Here is a 13,774-nt window from a genome sequence, read left to right as displayed (position 1 = left end):
CACCGGCCAGCCCCCTGACGGCAGGGCGGAAGGGGGTGACGCCCTGCCGCGCCTGCGCTAAGAGGCAGGCAGCGGCAATCACGGAAAGGGCCTCGCGCATGGCACGGATACTGATCACTTCGGCTCTTCCCTATATCAATGGAATCAAGCACCTCGGGAACCTTGTCGGCAGCCAGCTTCCGGCCGACCTTTATGCCCGCTACATGCGCGGCCGCGGCCATGAGGTGCTGTTCCTCTGCGCCACCGACGAACACGGCACACCGGCAGAGCTTGCCGCGGCCAAGGCGGGAGAGCCGGTCGCCGACTACTGCCGGCGCATGCACGGGGTGCAGGAGGACATCGCGCGCCGCTTCGGGCTGTCCTTCGACCATTTCGGCCGCTCCTCGAGCCCGCAGAACCACCGGCTGACGCAGCATTTCGCGGGCCGGCTCGCCGATAACGGCTATATCCGCGAAGTGAGCGAACGGCAGGTCTATTCCCGCGCCGACGGGCGGTTCCTGCCCGACCGCTATATCGTCGGCACCTGCCCGAACTGCGGCTATGAAAACGCGCGCGGCGACCAGTGCGAAAACTGCACGAAGCAGCTTGATCCGGTGGACCTGATCGACCCGCGCAGCGCGATTTCCGGCAGCACCGACCTCGAGGTGCGCGAGACCAAGCACCTTTACCTGCGCCAGTCGGCCCTGCGGGACGAGCTCGACCGCTGGATCGATTCCAAGACCGACTGGCCGCTGCTGACCACTTCGATCGCGAAGAAATGGCTCCATGACGGCGACGGGCTGCAGGATCGGGGCATCACCCGCGACCTCGACTGGGGCATTCCGGTGAAACGCGGCGACAGGGACTGGCCGGGGATGGAGGGCAAGGTCTTCTATGTCTGGTTCGATGCGCCGATCGAATATATCGGCTGCGCCGCCGAATGGGCCGAGGCGACCGGGAACGACTGGGAACGCTGGTGGCGCACCGACAGGGGCGCCGATGACGTGCGCTATGTCCAGTTCATGGGCAAGGACAACGTGCCCTTTCACACGCTGTCCTTCCCGGCGACGCTGATCGGCTCGGGCGAGCCGTGGAAGCTGGTGGATCACCTCAAATCCTTCAACTACCTGAATTTCGACGGCGGCCAGTTCTCGACCAGCCAGGGGCGCGGCGTGTTCCAGGATCAGGCGCTCGAGATCCTGCCGGCCGACTACTGGCGCTGGTGGCTGCTGAGCCATGCGCCGGAAGGGAGCGATTCCGAATTCACCTGGGAAAACTTCCAGGTCTCCGCAAACAAGGATCTGGCCGATGTACTCGGCAATTTCGTCAGCCGCGTGACCAAGTTCTGCCGCTCGCGCTTTGGCGAGACGATCCCCGAAGGCGGGGCATGGGGCGAGGCCGAACAGGCGCTGGCCGAAAGCCTCACCACCCGGATCCGCGCCTATGAGCGGCAGATGGAGGCGATGGAAGTGCGCAAATCCGCGGCGGAGCTGCGGGCGATCTGGGTTGCGGGCAACGAATATCTGCAATCCGCCGCCCCCTGGGCCGTATTCAAGGAAGATCCCGCCCGCGCCGCGATGCAGGTGCGCCTTGGCCTGAACCTCATGCGGCTTTACGCCGTGCTCTCGGCCCCGTTCATTCCCGATGCGGCCGAGCGGATCCTCGCGGCGCTCGGATGCGACGACAGGGGCTGGCCCGACGATGTGGCGGGCGCGCTCGACACCCTGGCGCCGGGACATGCCTTCACCGTGCCCGAGCCGCTTTTCGCCAAGATCACCGACGAGCAGCGCGAAGACTGGCAGGCCCGGTTTTCCGGGCGCCGCGACTAGCGCGATTGATTTCGCGCCCGCGCTGCCCATCTGACAGCGGACCCTGCCAGATCCGCTATCGAAAGGCCCGCGATGCCCACCCTGCCCGATCCCGACCTCGAGCCGCAGCTTTACACCGGCGTGAACGGACGGCGGCTGATCGCCTGGCTGATCGACCTTGCGATCATCCTCGTGCTTTCGGCGCTTGCCGTAGTGATGACATTGTTCATCGGCGCCTTCTTCTGGCCGGTGCTGTGGATGATCGTGAGCTTCTGCTACCGTTCCCTGACCATCGCGGGGGGCTCGGCCACCTGGGGGATGCGGTTCACCGGGATCGAATTGCGCAATGCCGATGACGGCCCCCTGAGCCCGGGGCAGGCGGTGGCGCATACGCTCGGCTACATGATCTCGATCGCGCTGCCGGTGCTGCAGGTGATCTCGGTCGTGCTGATGCTGGGCAGCGCCCGCAAGCAGGGGCTGACGGACCGGATCCTCGGCACCACGGCACTGAACCGGCGCCGCGATCCCGGGCTTTAGGCGGGCCGGAGCCGGCCGGTCACGGCACGGGCGGTCGCCCGAAGGGTCGCGAATCCGGTTGGCCCGTCCGTCAACGATTGTTAAGATCGCCCGGATCCGCCGGGATCGTTTCGGGGACCACGAGATGCGTCATACACTTCCGATCGCGCCACAATTCTATGTGACGGCGCCCCAGCCCTGCCCCTATCTGGAGGGCCGGATGGAGCGCAAGCTGTTCACCGCGCTTCAGGGCGAGGATGCGGCGCAACTGAACGACTGCCTGTCGCAGCAGGGGTTCCGACGCTCCCAGAACGTGCTGTACCGCCCCGCCTGCGCCGATTGCGCGGCCTGCATGTCGGCGCGGATCAACGTCGCGGCCTTCCGCGCGGACAAGAGCCAGCGCCGCACCTCGCGGCGCAATGCCGCACTGACACGGCGGGTGAAATCCTCCTGGGCGACCGACGAGCAATACGCGCTTTTCGGCGATTACCTGAAGGCGCGCCATGCGGATGGCGGCATGGCGGATATGGACGTGTTCGAATTCGCGGCCATGGTCGAGGAAACCCCGATCCGCAGCCGCCTGATCGAATATTGCGACCCCGGTGAGCGCGACGAACTGGTCGGGGTCTGCCTGACCGACATTCTCGAGGACGGGCTCAGCATGGTCTATTCCTTCTATGCCCCGGACCGGCCGAATGCCTCGCTCGGCACCTACATGATCCTTGATCATGTGGAGATCGCGCGCGAGGCGGGGCTGCCCTATGTCTATCTCGGCTACTGGGTGCCGGGCAGTCCGAAGATGGGATACAAGGCCCGCTTTTCGGGGCTCGAGGTCTATCGCAACGGCACCTGGGCGGCGCTTGGCGACAGCGGGCAATGCGGCGCCGACACGCAATCACCCCCGGCGACGCCGATCGCCGAACAGGTCGCCTGTATCCAGCGTCCCGCACGGCACAAGGACGCCTGAACGCCGCCCCCGATCCCGGTGCGGCGGACCGCCGGCGCGGGACGGGGCATCATCCGCGACCGCAGGTCACAAACCGGCGATTGACGGTTGACCCTTGTTGCCCGGGCTCATAATCTTCGGCCAGCATCACGGAGTCCCCTAGTCATGATCACCTCGGTGGTAGTAGTAGCAGGAAGCAGGTGCATGGGCCGGTAACGGATTGCCATATTCAGACCCCATGCGCCTCCGAAATCCTCGGGGGCTTTTTTATGCGTATACGGCGATGTCTCGGATGGAGCTAGCAGATGACACGTGAGATGACCGGAGCAAAAATGGTGGTCCAGGCGCTGAAGGAACAGGGCGTGGACACGATATTCGGCTATCCGGGCGGCGCCGTATTGCCGATCTATGACGAGATCTTCCTTCAGAACGACATCCGCCATGTGCTCGTGCGCCACGAACAGGGGGCCGTGCATGCGGCCGAAGGCTATGCCCGTGCAAGCGGCAAGCCCGGCGTCGTGCTGGTCACCTCGGGCCCCGGGGCGACCAACGCAGTGACCGGGCTCACCAACGCGCTGCTCGACAGCACGCCGATCGTCGTGCTGACCGGGCAGGTGCCGACCTTCATGATCGGCTCGGACGCGTTTCAGGAGGCCGATACCATCGGCATCACCCGCGCCTGCACCAAGCACAACTGGCTGGTGAAGGATACCGCCCGCCTGCCCCAGATCATCCACGAGGCGTTCCACGTCGCCACCACGGGGCGGCCGGGGCCGGTGCTGATCGACATCCCGAAGGATGTGCAGTTCGCGACCGACGTCTATACGCCGCGCCAGTCGGTCAGCAGCCATTATGCGCCCCAGACCAGCGCCGACCCGGATATCATCGCCGAACTTGCCGCAGCGATGGAGACGGCGAAACGCCCGGTGTTCTATACCGGCGGCGGCGTGATCAACTCGGGCCCCGAAGCCTGCCGGCTGCTGCGCGAACTGGTGGACGCGACCGGCTTTCCCGTCACCTCGACCCTGATGGGGCTTGGCGCCTATCCGGCCAGCGGCAGCAACTGGCTCGGCATGCTCGGCATGCACGGGCTTTACGAGGCCAACCTCGCCATGCACGGCTGCGACCTGATGATCAACATCGGCGCGCGGTTCGATGACCGGATCACGGGGCGGCTCGACGCGTTCAGTCCGAAATCGGTCAAGGCGCATATCGACATCGACCCGAGCTCGATCAACAAGGTGATCAAGACCGACATTCCGATCGTCGGCGATGTGGCCAGCGTGCTGAAGGATCTGCTGCGGATCTGGACCGCGCGCGGCGCCCGCACCGATGCGCCCGCCGTCGCCGCCTGGCACGAACAGATCAACGAGTGGCGCAAGGTCGATTGCCTGTCCTTCACCCCGAGCGAAAAGACCATCAAGCCGCAGTATGCGCTGCAGCGGCTCGAGGCGCTGACCAAGGGGCGCGAACGCTACATCTGCACCGATGTGGGCCAGCACCAGATGTGGGCCGCGCAGTATCTGCATTTCGACGAGCCCAACCACTGGATGACCAGCGGCGGGCTCGGCACCATGGGATACGGGCTGCCGGCGTCGGTCGGGGTGCAGATGGCCCATTCCGATGCGCTGGTGATCAATGTCGCGGGCGAGGCATCCTGGCTCATGAACATGCAGGAGATGGGCACCGCGGTGCAGTATCGCCTGCCGGTCAAGCAGTTCATCCTCAACAACGAACGCCTCGGCATGGTGCGCCAGTGGCAGGAATTGCTGCATGGCGGGCGCTATTCGCAAAGCTGGTCCGAGGCGCTGCCCGATTTCGTCAAGCTGGCCGAGGCGTTCGGAGCCAAGGGCATCCATTGCTCGGATCCGGCCGATCTCGACGATGCGATCATGGAGATGATAAACTACGACGGGCCGGTGGTCTTCGACTGCCTGGTCGAACGTCATGAAAACTGCTTCCCCATGATCCCGAGCGGCAAGGCGCATAACGAAATGCTGCTTGGCGAGGCAAAGACCGAAGGCGCGATCGGCGCCGATGGCGCGGTTCTGGTCTAGGCAAGGCCCGCAAGACGCCCGCCCGCACGACGACGACCCATAGGAAAGGCACGACATGTCAGCCCTGCATATCAAGAAAGGTGCCTCGCGGCACTCTGCCTACAACCTGCGCCCGACGTTTTCGGACGTGGACGAGCGTCACACGCTGGCGGTGCTGGTCGAGAACGAGCCCGGCGTGCTGGCACGGGTGATCGGGCTGTTCTCGGGACGGGGCTACAACATCGAAAGCCTGACCGTGGCCGAGGTCGATCACACCGGCCACCTGTCGCGCATCACCATCGTCACCACCGGAACCCCGCAGGTGATCGAACACATCAAGGCGCAACTCGGGCGGATCATTCCCGTGCACGAGGTGCATGACCTGACGGTCGAGGGCAACGCAGTCGAGCGCGAGCTTGCCATCATCAAGGTGGTGGGCGAGGGCAAGGAACGGGTCGAGGCGCTGCGCCTTGCGGATATCTTCCGCGCCAATGTGGTGGACACCACGCTCGGGAGCTTCATCTTCGAGATCACGGGCACGCCGGAAAAGATCGACGCCTTCGCCGATCTCATGCGCCCGCTCGGGCTGACCGAAATCGCGCGCACCGGGATCGCCGCGCTGCTACGCGGGCAGTAAGGCGCGCACCGCAAAACCCGCGGCCGACCCCGGGAAGGTCCGCACCGGCGCGGCCTGCGCCCTCCGCATCCCGGCCGCCGGGGGCGTTACAGTCGGGGTGCTGTCACATGCCGGTCGGACAGGTCTCCACCCGGGAGCAGAACGGCAGGATCTCGGCCGAGGCGCGCGGGGCCATGCCCGGTTGCGGCCCCATTCCGATCAGGGAAAGCAACTGCTGCGCCAGATCGGAAAAGGCCCCCGACACCATCAGGCGGGGATTACGGGCCCAGCGCAGGCTTTGTTCGATCGCCAGATCGAATTCCACCAGATCGCCCGGTCCGAAACGGAACTGCTCTCCGCCATCGCCATCGCCGTCGCGGCAGAACGCCAGGTCGCCGTGATCCGAACACCAGATCACCGCCTTGCCCCTTTCACGGTCACGCCACAGAACCACACCATCCATTTCCGCACCATTTCGTTGTTTTCACCGGTTCTCGGCTTTCGGACCAGCTCTGTCATGGATTATTCCGGTTCGATGGATTGTATCTTGTGCCGAATCCGCTAAAATTTATCACGATTTCGTGTCAGCCTGTCACGGAATCGTGTCGCTGCCGGGGGTGGGAGTCGTTCGGAGCGGGCCGGTGTGGTTGAATCTTGCCGCCTCTGACGCGGCGGGTAAGGGCTCGTGTATGGTTAAGACCGCTCAGTCGCCGGTGCAGTTGCGATCTGTTTTCGGCAACAATCTTCGGACACTGATCCGCGCGCGCGGATCCATATCGGAACAGGCGCGCGAACTCGGCCTGAATCGCACCCAGATAAACCGCTTCCTGAACGGCGAGAGCTTTCCGCGCCCCGATGTGCTGCACCGGATCTGCACCACCTTCGGAGTCGATGCCCGCGTGCTGCTGGAGCCGCTCGACCACGGGCAGCGTCGCGAGCCGGTTCTGAACGGGCCGGTCCTGTCCGATTTCATCGGCCCCTCGCTTGGAGACGTGGACGAGGAAACCTTCCCGAGCGGGCTTTACCGGTTCTCGCGGCAGCATCCGGCGCGGCCGGACCAGTTCCTCGTCGGGCTCGTGCTGGTCTTTCGCAGCGCCGGCACCTGCTACCTGCGGGGCTACGAGCCGCGCGAGGCGCTGCGCGAACAGGGGCTGCGCCCGATGGGGCCGGCGCGTGAATTCCGCGGCCTCGTGATGCGGCAGGAAGACGGGATCGCGGCGCTGGTCTCGCGGCGCAACGGCATGACGACCTCGTTCATCCATCTGGCGCGGGTGGCCTCGTTCGAGAACAACTTCTGGCTGGGCTATACCGCCCGCCCCACGCGCGAAAGCCCGGCCGAACTGCGGACGACGCGGCTGGTTTACGAACATCTGGGGCGCAATCGCGCAGCGGTCATGCAGGCGGCGCGCGCGGCCGGCTATGTCACGCGGGCGGCGCTGCTGCCGTTTCACCGCCACCTGCTGCAGATCGACCGCCCGTTCCGCTAGCGGGCGTCAGGTCGCCTGCGCATCGGCCCGGCTCTTGCCCGACAGATCGAGGGCGAGGGTCGCGGCCATGAAGGCGTCGAGATCGCCGTCAAGCACGCCCTTCGTGTCCGAGGTCTCGTGGTTCGTGCGCAGATCCTTCACCATCTGGTAGGGTTGCAGCACGTAGGACCGGATCTGGTTGCCCCAACCGGCGGCGCCCTTGCTTTCATGGGCTTCGGTGATCGCCGCGTTGCGCCGGTCGAGTTCAAGCTGATACAGCCGCGATTTCAGCGCCTTCATGGCGATATCGCGGTTCTGGTGCTGGGACTTTTCCGAACTCGTCACCACGATCCCGGTCGGCATATGCGTGATCCGCACCGCGGAGTCGGTCGTGTTCACGTGCTGACCGCCGGCGCCGGTGCTGCGATAGGTGTCGATGCGGATATCGGCCGGGTTCACCTCGATGGTGATATCGTCGTCGACCACCGGATAGACCCAGACGCTGCTGAAAGATGTATGGCGCTTGGCGGCGCTGTCATAGGGGCTGATCCGCACGAGGCGATGCACGCCGCTTTCGGATTTCAGCCAGCCATAGGCGTTGGGCCCGCTGATCTTGTAGGTGGCCGACTTGATCCCGGCCTCATCGCCGGCATTTTCGGATTGCAGCTCGACCTTGTAGCCCCGCCCCTCGGCCCAGCGCAGATACATGCGCGCCAGCATCGAGGCCCAGTCGCAGCTTTCGGTGCCCCCTGCCCCGGCGTGGACCTCGAGAAAGGCGTCATTGGCATCGGCCTCGCCGTCGAGCAGCGCCTCGAGCGACTTGTGCGCGGCGCGCCCGGCCAGTTCGGCAAGCACCGCCTCGGCCTCGGCCACGATCTCGGCGTCGCCCTCCATTTCGCCCAGTTCGATCAGTTCCACATTGTCGGACAGTTCGCGCGCGATCCCGTCATGGGTCTCGATCGCGTCGACCAGCATCTGACGGTCGCGCATCAGTTTCTGCGCCGCCTCGGGATCATTCCAGAGATCGGGATCCTCGACCCTTGCGTTCAGTTCCTCAAGCCGGTGCCCGGCGGTCTCGCGATCCATCCGCTGCGCCAGAAGCTCGAGCGAACGCTCGATCCCGGCAATATGGTTCTGGGTTTCAGCGCGCATGGTCCAGCCTCGTGATCCTGTTCGTGGCACGTGATAAACTGCCCGTCCGGCCGCAGCAAGCAGAGGACGGCGACATGAGGCGCGCCGGGCTGCGGTTCAATAGAGCCCGCCCGAACTCACCGTGCCGAAATTCGCCTTGGAACCGATGCTGGCCTTGCTGCCCGAGGATGTCTCGACCTCGCGCACATGTTCGCGCACATCCTCGACCAGCGGCAGGTTCGACCCCATGGCGAAGCCCCCGTCATAGGCCAGGCCAAAGATCGGCTCGGCCCCGTCGCGGAAATATTCGGCGACGACGTTTTCGCCCGTCGCCTCGTCCGACAGGCGCGCGCCGGTAAACCGGTCGATCTTGATGAAATGCCCGCCCGGCGGCACGGCGAAGGGGCCGCCGCCATATTTCTCAACTGCCTTGGTCATGAAGGACTGGAACACCGGACCGCACATGGTCGCCCCGTAGGCGCGCGAGCCGAGCGAGCGCGGCTGATCGAAACCGATGTAGCAGCCGGCGACGATATTGCTGGTGAAGCCAAGGAACCAGACGTCGCGCGCGTCGTTGGTGGTGCCGGTCTTGCCCGCGGTCGGCACCGGAAGGTTCACCACGCTCGCGGCGGTGCCGCGCTTCACCACACCCTCCAGCATCGCGGTGAGCTGATAGGCGGTGATCGGGTCCATGACCTGTTCGCGCTGCGAGGAAATCCGCGGCGCGAGCCCCATCGGCAGGTCATCGTCATCGCAATCAAGGCATTCGCGCTTGTCATGGCGATAGATGGTCTTGCCATAGCGGTCCTGAATCCTGTCAATCAGGGTCGGCTCGACGCGCTCGCCACCGTTCGCGAACATCGCATAGGCGGCCACCATCCGGTAAAGCGTGGTTTCCTCGGAGCCGAGCGAATTGGCCAGATAGGTGCTCATGTTGTCATAGACGCCGAAGCGTTCCGCATAGCCCGCGATCACGTCCATGCCGACCTCCTGCGCCAGCCGCACCGTCATCAGGTTGCGCGACTGTTCGATCCCGGTGCGCAGCGGCGTCGGCCCGTAATAGCGGTTCGTGGAGTTCCGGGGCCGCCACAGCCCCTGCGGCGTGTTCACCTCGATCGGCGCATCGACGACGATGGTCGCCGGCGTATAGCCGCTGTCGAGCGCGGCCGCATAGACGAAGGGCTTGAAGGCCGAACCCGGCTGGCGCTGTGCCTGGGTGGCGCGGTTGAACACCGAGGACTGATAGGAGAACCCGCCCTGCATGGCGAGCACGCGCCCGGTGTTCACGTCCATGGCAACAAAAGCGCCCTGCACCTCCGGCGTCTGGCGCAGGGTCCAGCGGATGAAGGAGCCGTCATCGTTGCTGGTCATTGCCCGCACCAGCACCACGTCGCCGACCGACAGCAGATCGCCCGCGCCCTGCGCCTTGGGCCCGAGCGACCCGTCGGCGTTGCGCTTGCGCGCCCATTGCACGTCCTCGGCCGGGATCCAGTGGCCGCCCTGGTCCTCCTCCTCGCCCTCGATCCCGATGCGGGCGCGACCGTCCTCGACCGCCAGCACCACCGCGGGGCGCCATTTTCCGTTGAGCTCGATATCGCGCGGAACACGGGTCGCCGCCAGCGCGACGCGCCAGAGTTCTTCACTCCCGAGCTTGTCGGCCTCGATGGTCTTGCCGGTGCCGCGCCAGACGCCCGCGCCCCGGTCGTAGCGTTCGAGCGCCGCCTCGAGCGAAAGTGCCGCCTCGCGCTGCATTTCCTCGTCGATGGTGGCGCGCACCGAGAACCCGCCGGTGAAGAATTCGCCCTCGCCGAAATCCTGGGTCAGTTGGCGCCGGATTTCATCGGTGAAATAATCGCGCGGCGGCAATGCGGTGCGGAAGCTCGGGAAATCGCCGTTCTGCACCGAACGCAGGGGCTTTTCCACCTCGGAATCATATTCCTCCGGGCTCAGATAGCCGTTCTCGCGCATTTCGTTCAGCACGAAATTGCGCCGCGACAGCAGCCGCTCCTTTTCACGCACCGGGTGATAGTCGCTCGGCGCCTTGGGCAGCGAGGCAAGGAACGCGGCCTCATGCGGTTCGAGTTCGGCCAGCGTCTTGTTGAAATAGGTCTGCGCGGCGGCCGTCACCCCGTAGGAGTTCTGCCCGAGATAGATTTCGTTCAGGTAGAGTTCGAGGATCTGTTCCTTGTCGAGCGTTTCTTCGAGGCGGGCGGCGAGGATGATTTCCTTGATCTTGCGTTCAAGCCGCCGGTCGCCCGAGAGCAGGAAGTTCTTCATCACCTGCTGGGTGATGGTCGAGGCGCCGCGCACGTTGTGCCCGCGCGAACGGACCGCCTCGAACACGGCGACCGCGATGCTGCGCGTGTCATAGCCCTTGTGCGAATAGAAATTCTTGTCCTCGGCCGAGATGAAAGCCTGTTTCACAAGATCGGGAATTTCCGCCGCCGGGGTGAACAGGCGCCGTTCACGGGCAAATTCGTCGATAAGCTGCCCCTCGCCCGAATAGATGCGGCTGATGGTCGGCGGCTTGTACTGCTTGAGCGATTCGTGACTGGGGAGGTCGTGGCCGTAGATCCAGAATATCGCCCCGAGGCCCAGCGCAACGATCGCAACGCCAAGCGTCAGAAGCGAAAAGATCGCCCCGAAAAAAGACAGGATGAAACGGATCACGGGTTGGCTGCCCCTGTTTGCGCGCTGGCGCCTGTATAGCGATCCCGCGGCCAAGAGCAAAGCGGTGTAGAGGCCCGCCTGCGCCGGCCCGCCTATCGGCGGCGCAGCGCCCGCTGTTCCGCGTCGCCCTGGCGCCAGCCCTCGAGCCCGGCGCGCACCCCTTCGGCAAAGGTCACACGAAAGCGCGGATCGCGAAGGTTGCGCAGATCGCGCGGGCTGGACAGGAAGCCGACCTCGACCAGGACCGAGGGAATATCGGCCGCCTTCAGCACCGAAAAGGCCGCGCGCCGCAGCGGGCGGCGGTTCATGGGGCTTCCGGTCTGGGAAATCCCCTCGACCAGCGCGCGGGCCAGCGCCTCGCTGCGCGGCCGGGTCTCGCGCTGGGCCAGATTCAGCAAAATGTCGGTGATCTCGTCATCAATACCGGCCAGATCGACCCCCGCCAGCAGGTCGTCGCGGTCGTGGCGCTCGGCCAGCCGGGCCGAGGCGCGATCGCTTGCCTCGGCCGAGAGCACATGCACCGTCGCCCCGTGCGCCTGCCCCTCGATCAGCGAATCCGCATGCAGCGAGATGAACACATCCGCCCGCGCCTGATGCGCAAGCGCGATCCGCCGCTCCAGCGAAACGAAACGGTCGTCCTCGCGGGTCAGCATCACCTGAAAGTCATCCCCGCGCAGCAGCACGTCGCGCAACTCGCGCGCGAAGGTGAGCATGAGATCCTTTTCCGCGATGCCTGCGGTTTCGGCCCCCGGATCGACGCCGCCATGTCCGGGGTCGAGCACGACCACGAGCGGCCGCGCCCCGTTGCTGCGGCCGGGCCGCGGCGCGGGCACGGGGGCTGGTGACGCGGGGCGCCAACCCGGATCCTGCGGCATGCCGGAGCGGGCGGCGAAGTCCTCGGCGCCGACCGGGGCAAGGCGGACCGTCAGATGCGCGTGCCCGCTCTCGCCGTCAAGCCGCATCGCCGCCTGCGTGATCGCCATCGGCCCGGACAGCATCGCGACAAGCCGCGACCAGCCGGGCTCGAAAATGCCCGCCTGCAGCCCGGTGATCGCATCGCCCGCATTCAGTGTCCCCGTATCGAGCCGCCCGAAATCGGCACCGCGGAAATCGAGCACGAGGCGCGGCGGCGCATCGAGCGTGAAGGCGCGATAGGGCACGCCGCGCGACAGCACGAGGTCGAATTCCGCCCCGCCGCCGCGCAGATCGGCAATCCCGCTGCCCTCGGCCAGCACGTCCGCGGCAGGTTCTGCGGCCCCCGGCTCCGCCGCCGGCTGTTGCGGCGCGACACCCCCCACCCCCAGCACGAGAAGCACGACACATGCGCAGAGCCACCGCCGCATCAGCGCCGCGCCTCCATGAAGGCGGCGAGCCGCGCGAGCCCCTCACTGATGTCGGCGGTCTCGCGCGCGTAGGAAAACCGCAGGGTGCGATGGCCGCGCTGGGGATCGAAATCAAGCCCTGGCGTCACCGCCACCCCGGCCTGTTCGAGAATCTCCGCCGCCAGGATCCGGCTGTCGTCGGTGATGGCCGAGACATCGGCATAGACATAGAACGCCCCGTCGGGCGGGGCGATGTCGGTAAAGCCGGCGCGCGGCAGCCCCTCGAGCATCAGCGCCCGATTCCGCCGGTAGACGGCAAGGTTCGCGGCCAGTTCCTCGCCGCAGTCCATCGCCGCGAGCGCGGCAATCTGGCTGGCATGGGGCGCGCAGATGAAAAGATTCTGCGCGAGCCGCTCCACCACGCGCACATGATCTTCCGGCACCACCATCCAGCCGACACGCCAGCCGGTCATGGAGAAATACTTGGAAAAGGAATTGACGACATAGACGTCATCGGTGAGTTCGAGCGCGCTCACCGCCCGTTCGCCATATTCAAGCCCGTGATAGATTTCATCGCTCACGAGGCTCACGCCGCCGGCCCGGGTCGCCTCGACCAGCGCGCCAAGCGCGGCCCGGTCCAGCATGGTGCCGGTCGGGTTTCCGGGCGATGCAATCACGAGCCCCGCAAGATCGCGCCCGGCGATATTCGCCGGCACCGGCTGATAGCGGTTCCCCGCCGTGGTCGGCAGATCGACCGGCTCGAGCCCGAGCGCGCGCAGGATCTGCCGGTAGCTCGGATAACCGGGCGCCCCGACCCCGACCCGCGCGCCGCTGTCGAACAGCGCGGTAAAAGCCAGCAGAAAGCCGCCCGAGGATCCGCTCGTCACCAGCACCCGCGAGGGCGCGAGATCGACGTCATACCATTCGCCGTAAAGCCGCGCGATGCGGGCGCGCAGTTCGGGCAGGCCGGGCGACACCGTATAGCCGAGCGGCTCGGCCCGCATCCGCGCGCAAAGCGCCTCCATCGCCGATCGGGGCGCACCGGTGCCGGGCTGGCCCACCTCCATGTGGATGATGTGACGCCCCGCCGCCTCGGCCCGGCGCGCTGCCTCCATCACGTCCATCACGATGAAGGGATCGACCTGTGAGCGGCTTGAGTTTCGCATGCGCTTCTCCGATGGTGCGGCCATGGCTTCGGGATATGCGCGCGCAAGGCGCACCCCGTCAATGGCTGTGCTCCTGCCGGCCGCGCCCGCCGATGCGCCGGGGCTTGGCGCGGTCGCC

The 13,774-nt window shown here is 66.1% G+C and carries 11 protein-coding genes; 6 read left to right on the top strand and 5 right to left on the bottom strand.

From position 1 onward, the window contains the following. Positions 1-98: 98 nt before the first annotated feature. The 5 genes from metG to ilvN all read left to right on the top strand — a co-directional run bounded on the left by metG (position 99) and on the right by ilvN (position 5,922). Positions 99-1,808 carry a methionine--tRNA ligase gene (gene metG, locus B0B01_RS11065; protein WP_076649906.1) on the top strand — a complete coding sequence of 570 codons (1,710 nt, stop codon included), beginning with the start codon at positions 99-101 and terminating at the stop codon, positions 1,806-1,808. A 72-nt stretch (positions 1,809-1,880) separates the two neighbouring features. After that, positions 1,881-2,324 carry an RDD family protein gene (locus B0B01_RS11060; RefSeq protein WP_076649905.1) on the top strand — a complete coding sequence of 148 codons (444 nt, stop codon included), beginning with the start codon at positions 1,881-1,883 and terminating at the stop codon, positions 2,322-2,324. A 124-nt stretch (positions 2,325-2,448) separates the two neighbouring features. Beyond that, positions 2,449-3,270 (top strand): arginyltransferase, encoded by an 822-nt coding sequence (locus tag B0B01_RS11055; protein ID WP_076649904.1) that lies wholly within the window; start codon positions 2,449-2,451, stop codon positions 3,268-3,270. 284 nt (positions 3,271-3,554) lie between these two features. Then, on the top strand, positions 3,555-5,306 hold the full coding sequence (locus B0B01_RS11050) for an acetolactate synthase 3 large subunit (protein ID WP_076649903.1): 1,752 nt from the start codon (positions 3,555-3,557) through the stop codon (positions 5,304-5,306). A 55-nt stretch (positions 5,307-5,361) separates the two neighbouring features. Further along, on the top strand, positions 5,362-5,922 hold the full coding sequence (gene ilvN, locus B0B01_RS11045) for an acetolactate synthase small subunit (RefSeq protein WP_076649902.1): 561 nt from the start codon (positions 5,362-5,364) through the stop codon (positions 5,920-5,922). Between the two features lie 103 nt (positions 5,923-6,025). Here ilvN and B0B01_RS11040 read toward each other — a convergent pair whose 3' ends face one another. Next, the gene (locus tag B0B01_RS11040) at positions 6,026-6,364 is read right to left on the bottom strand and encodes a hypothetical protein (protein ID WP_076649901.1); all 339 of its coding nucleotides are present in this window, start codon (positions 6,362-6,364) and stop codon (positions 6,026-6,028) included. Positions 6,365-6,590: 226 nt separating this feature from the next. On the opposite strand from B0B01_RS11040, the gene B0B01_RS11035 reads away from it, so the two are divergent. Continuing rightward, positions 6,591-7,388: a helix-turn-helix domain-containing protein gene (locus B0B01_RS11035; RefSeq protein WP_076649900.1), complete on the top strand. Its 798-nt coding sequence runs from the start codon at positions 6,591-6,593 to the stop codon at positions 7,386-7,388. A 6-nt stretch (positions 7,389-7,394) separates the two neighbouring features. On the opposite strand, the gene prfB is transcribed toward B0B01_RS11035, so the two are convergent. From prfB to B0B01_RS11015, 4 genes are all read right to left on the bottom strand, one after another. Beyond that, positions 7,395-8,519, bottom strand: a complete 1,125-nt coding sequence (prfB, locus tag B0B01_RS11030) for a peptide chain release factor 2 (RefSeq protein ID WP_076649899.1) — start codon at positions 8,517-8,519, stop codon at positions 7,395-7,397. A 96-nt stretch (positions 8,520-8,615) separates the two neighbouring features. Then, the gene (locus tag B0B01_RS11025; protein ID WP_076649898.1) at positions 8,616-11,168 is read right to left on the bottom strand and encodes a penicillin-binding protein 1A; all 2,553 of its coding nucleotides are present in this window, start codon (positions 11,166-11,168) and stop codon (positions 8,616-8,618) included. Positions 11,169-11,260: 92 nt separating this feature from the next. Next, entirely contained in the window at positions 11,261-12,511 is a 1,251-nt protein-coding gene (locus B0B01_RS11020) for an N-acetylmuramoyl-L-alanine amidase (protein ID WP_076649897.1), read from the bottom strand. Next, complete coding sequence (locus tag B0B01_RS11015) at positions 12,511-13,656, bottom strand: pyridoxal phosphate-dependent aminotransferase (RefSeq protein ID WP_076649896.1); 1,146 nt, start codon at positions 13,654-13,656, stop codon at positions 12,511-12,513. The genes B0B01_RS11020 and B0B01_RS11015 overlap by 1 nt, the downstream gene beginning before the upstream one ends. Positions 13,657-13,774: the final 118 nt, after the last annotated feature.

The organism is Pontibaca methylaminivorans (genome assembly GCF_900156525.1).
Lineage (GTDB): Bacteria > Pseudomonadota > Alphaproteobacteria > Rhodobacterales > Rhodobacteraceae > Pontibaca > Pontibaca methylaminivorans.
The sequence above is the reverse complement of the archived record's forward strand: the minus strand, read 5'-3'. Positions and strand labels throughout refer to the sequence as shown.

Bases quoted from the DNA above. Each gene is read 5' to 3' on its own strand.
- B0B01_RS11060 (WP_076649905.1), top strand. From the start codon at position 1,881: ATGCCCACCCTGCCCGATCCCGACCTCGAGCCGCAGCTTTACACCGGC.
- B0B01_RS11035 (WP_076649900.1), top strand. From the start codon at position 6,591: ATGGTTAAGACCGCTCAGTCGCCGGTGCAGTTGCGATCTGTTTTCGGC.
- B0B01_RS11050 (WP_076649903.1), top strand. From the start codon at position 3,555: ATGACACGTGAGATGACCGGAGCAAAAATGGTGGTCCAGGCGCTGAAG.
- B0B01_RS11040 (WP_076649901.1), bottom strand. From the start codon at position 6,364: ATGGATGGTGTGGTTCTGTGGCGTGACCGTGAAAGGGGCAAGGCGGTG.
- prfB (WP_076649899.1), bottom strand. From the start codon at position 8,519: ATGCGCGCTGAAACCCAGAACCATATTGCCGGGATCGAGCGTTCGCTC.
- B0B01_RS11015 (WP_076649896.1), bottom strand. From the start codon at position 13,656: ATGCGAAACTCAAGCCGCTCACAGGTCGATCCCTTCATCGTGATGGAC.
- B0B01_RS11020 (WP_076649897.1), bottom strand. From the start codon at position 12,511: ATGCGGCGGTGGCTCTGCGCATGTGTCGTGCTTCTCGTGCTGGGGGTG.
- B0B01_RS11055 (WP_076649904.1), top strand. From the start codon at position 2,449: ATGCGTCATACACTTCCGATCGCGCCACAATTCTATGTGACGGCGCCC.
- ilvN (WP_076649902.1), top strand. From the start codon at position 5,362: ATGTCAGCCCTGCATATCAAGAAAGGTGCCTCGCGGCACTCTGCCTAC.
- metG (WP_076649906.1), top strand. From the start codon at position 99: ATGGCACGGATACTGATCACTTCGGCTCTTCCCTATATCAATGGAATC.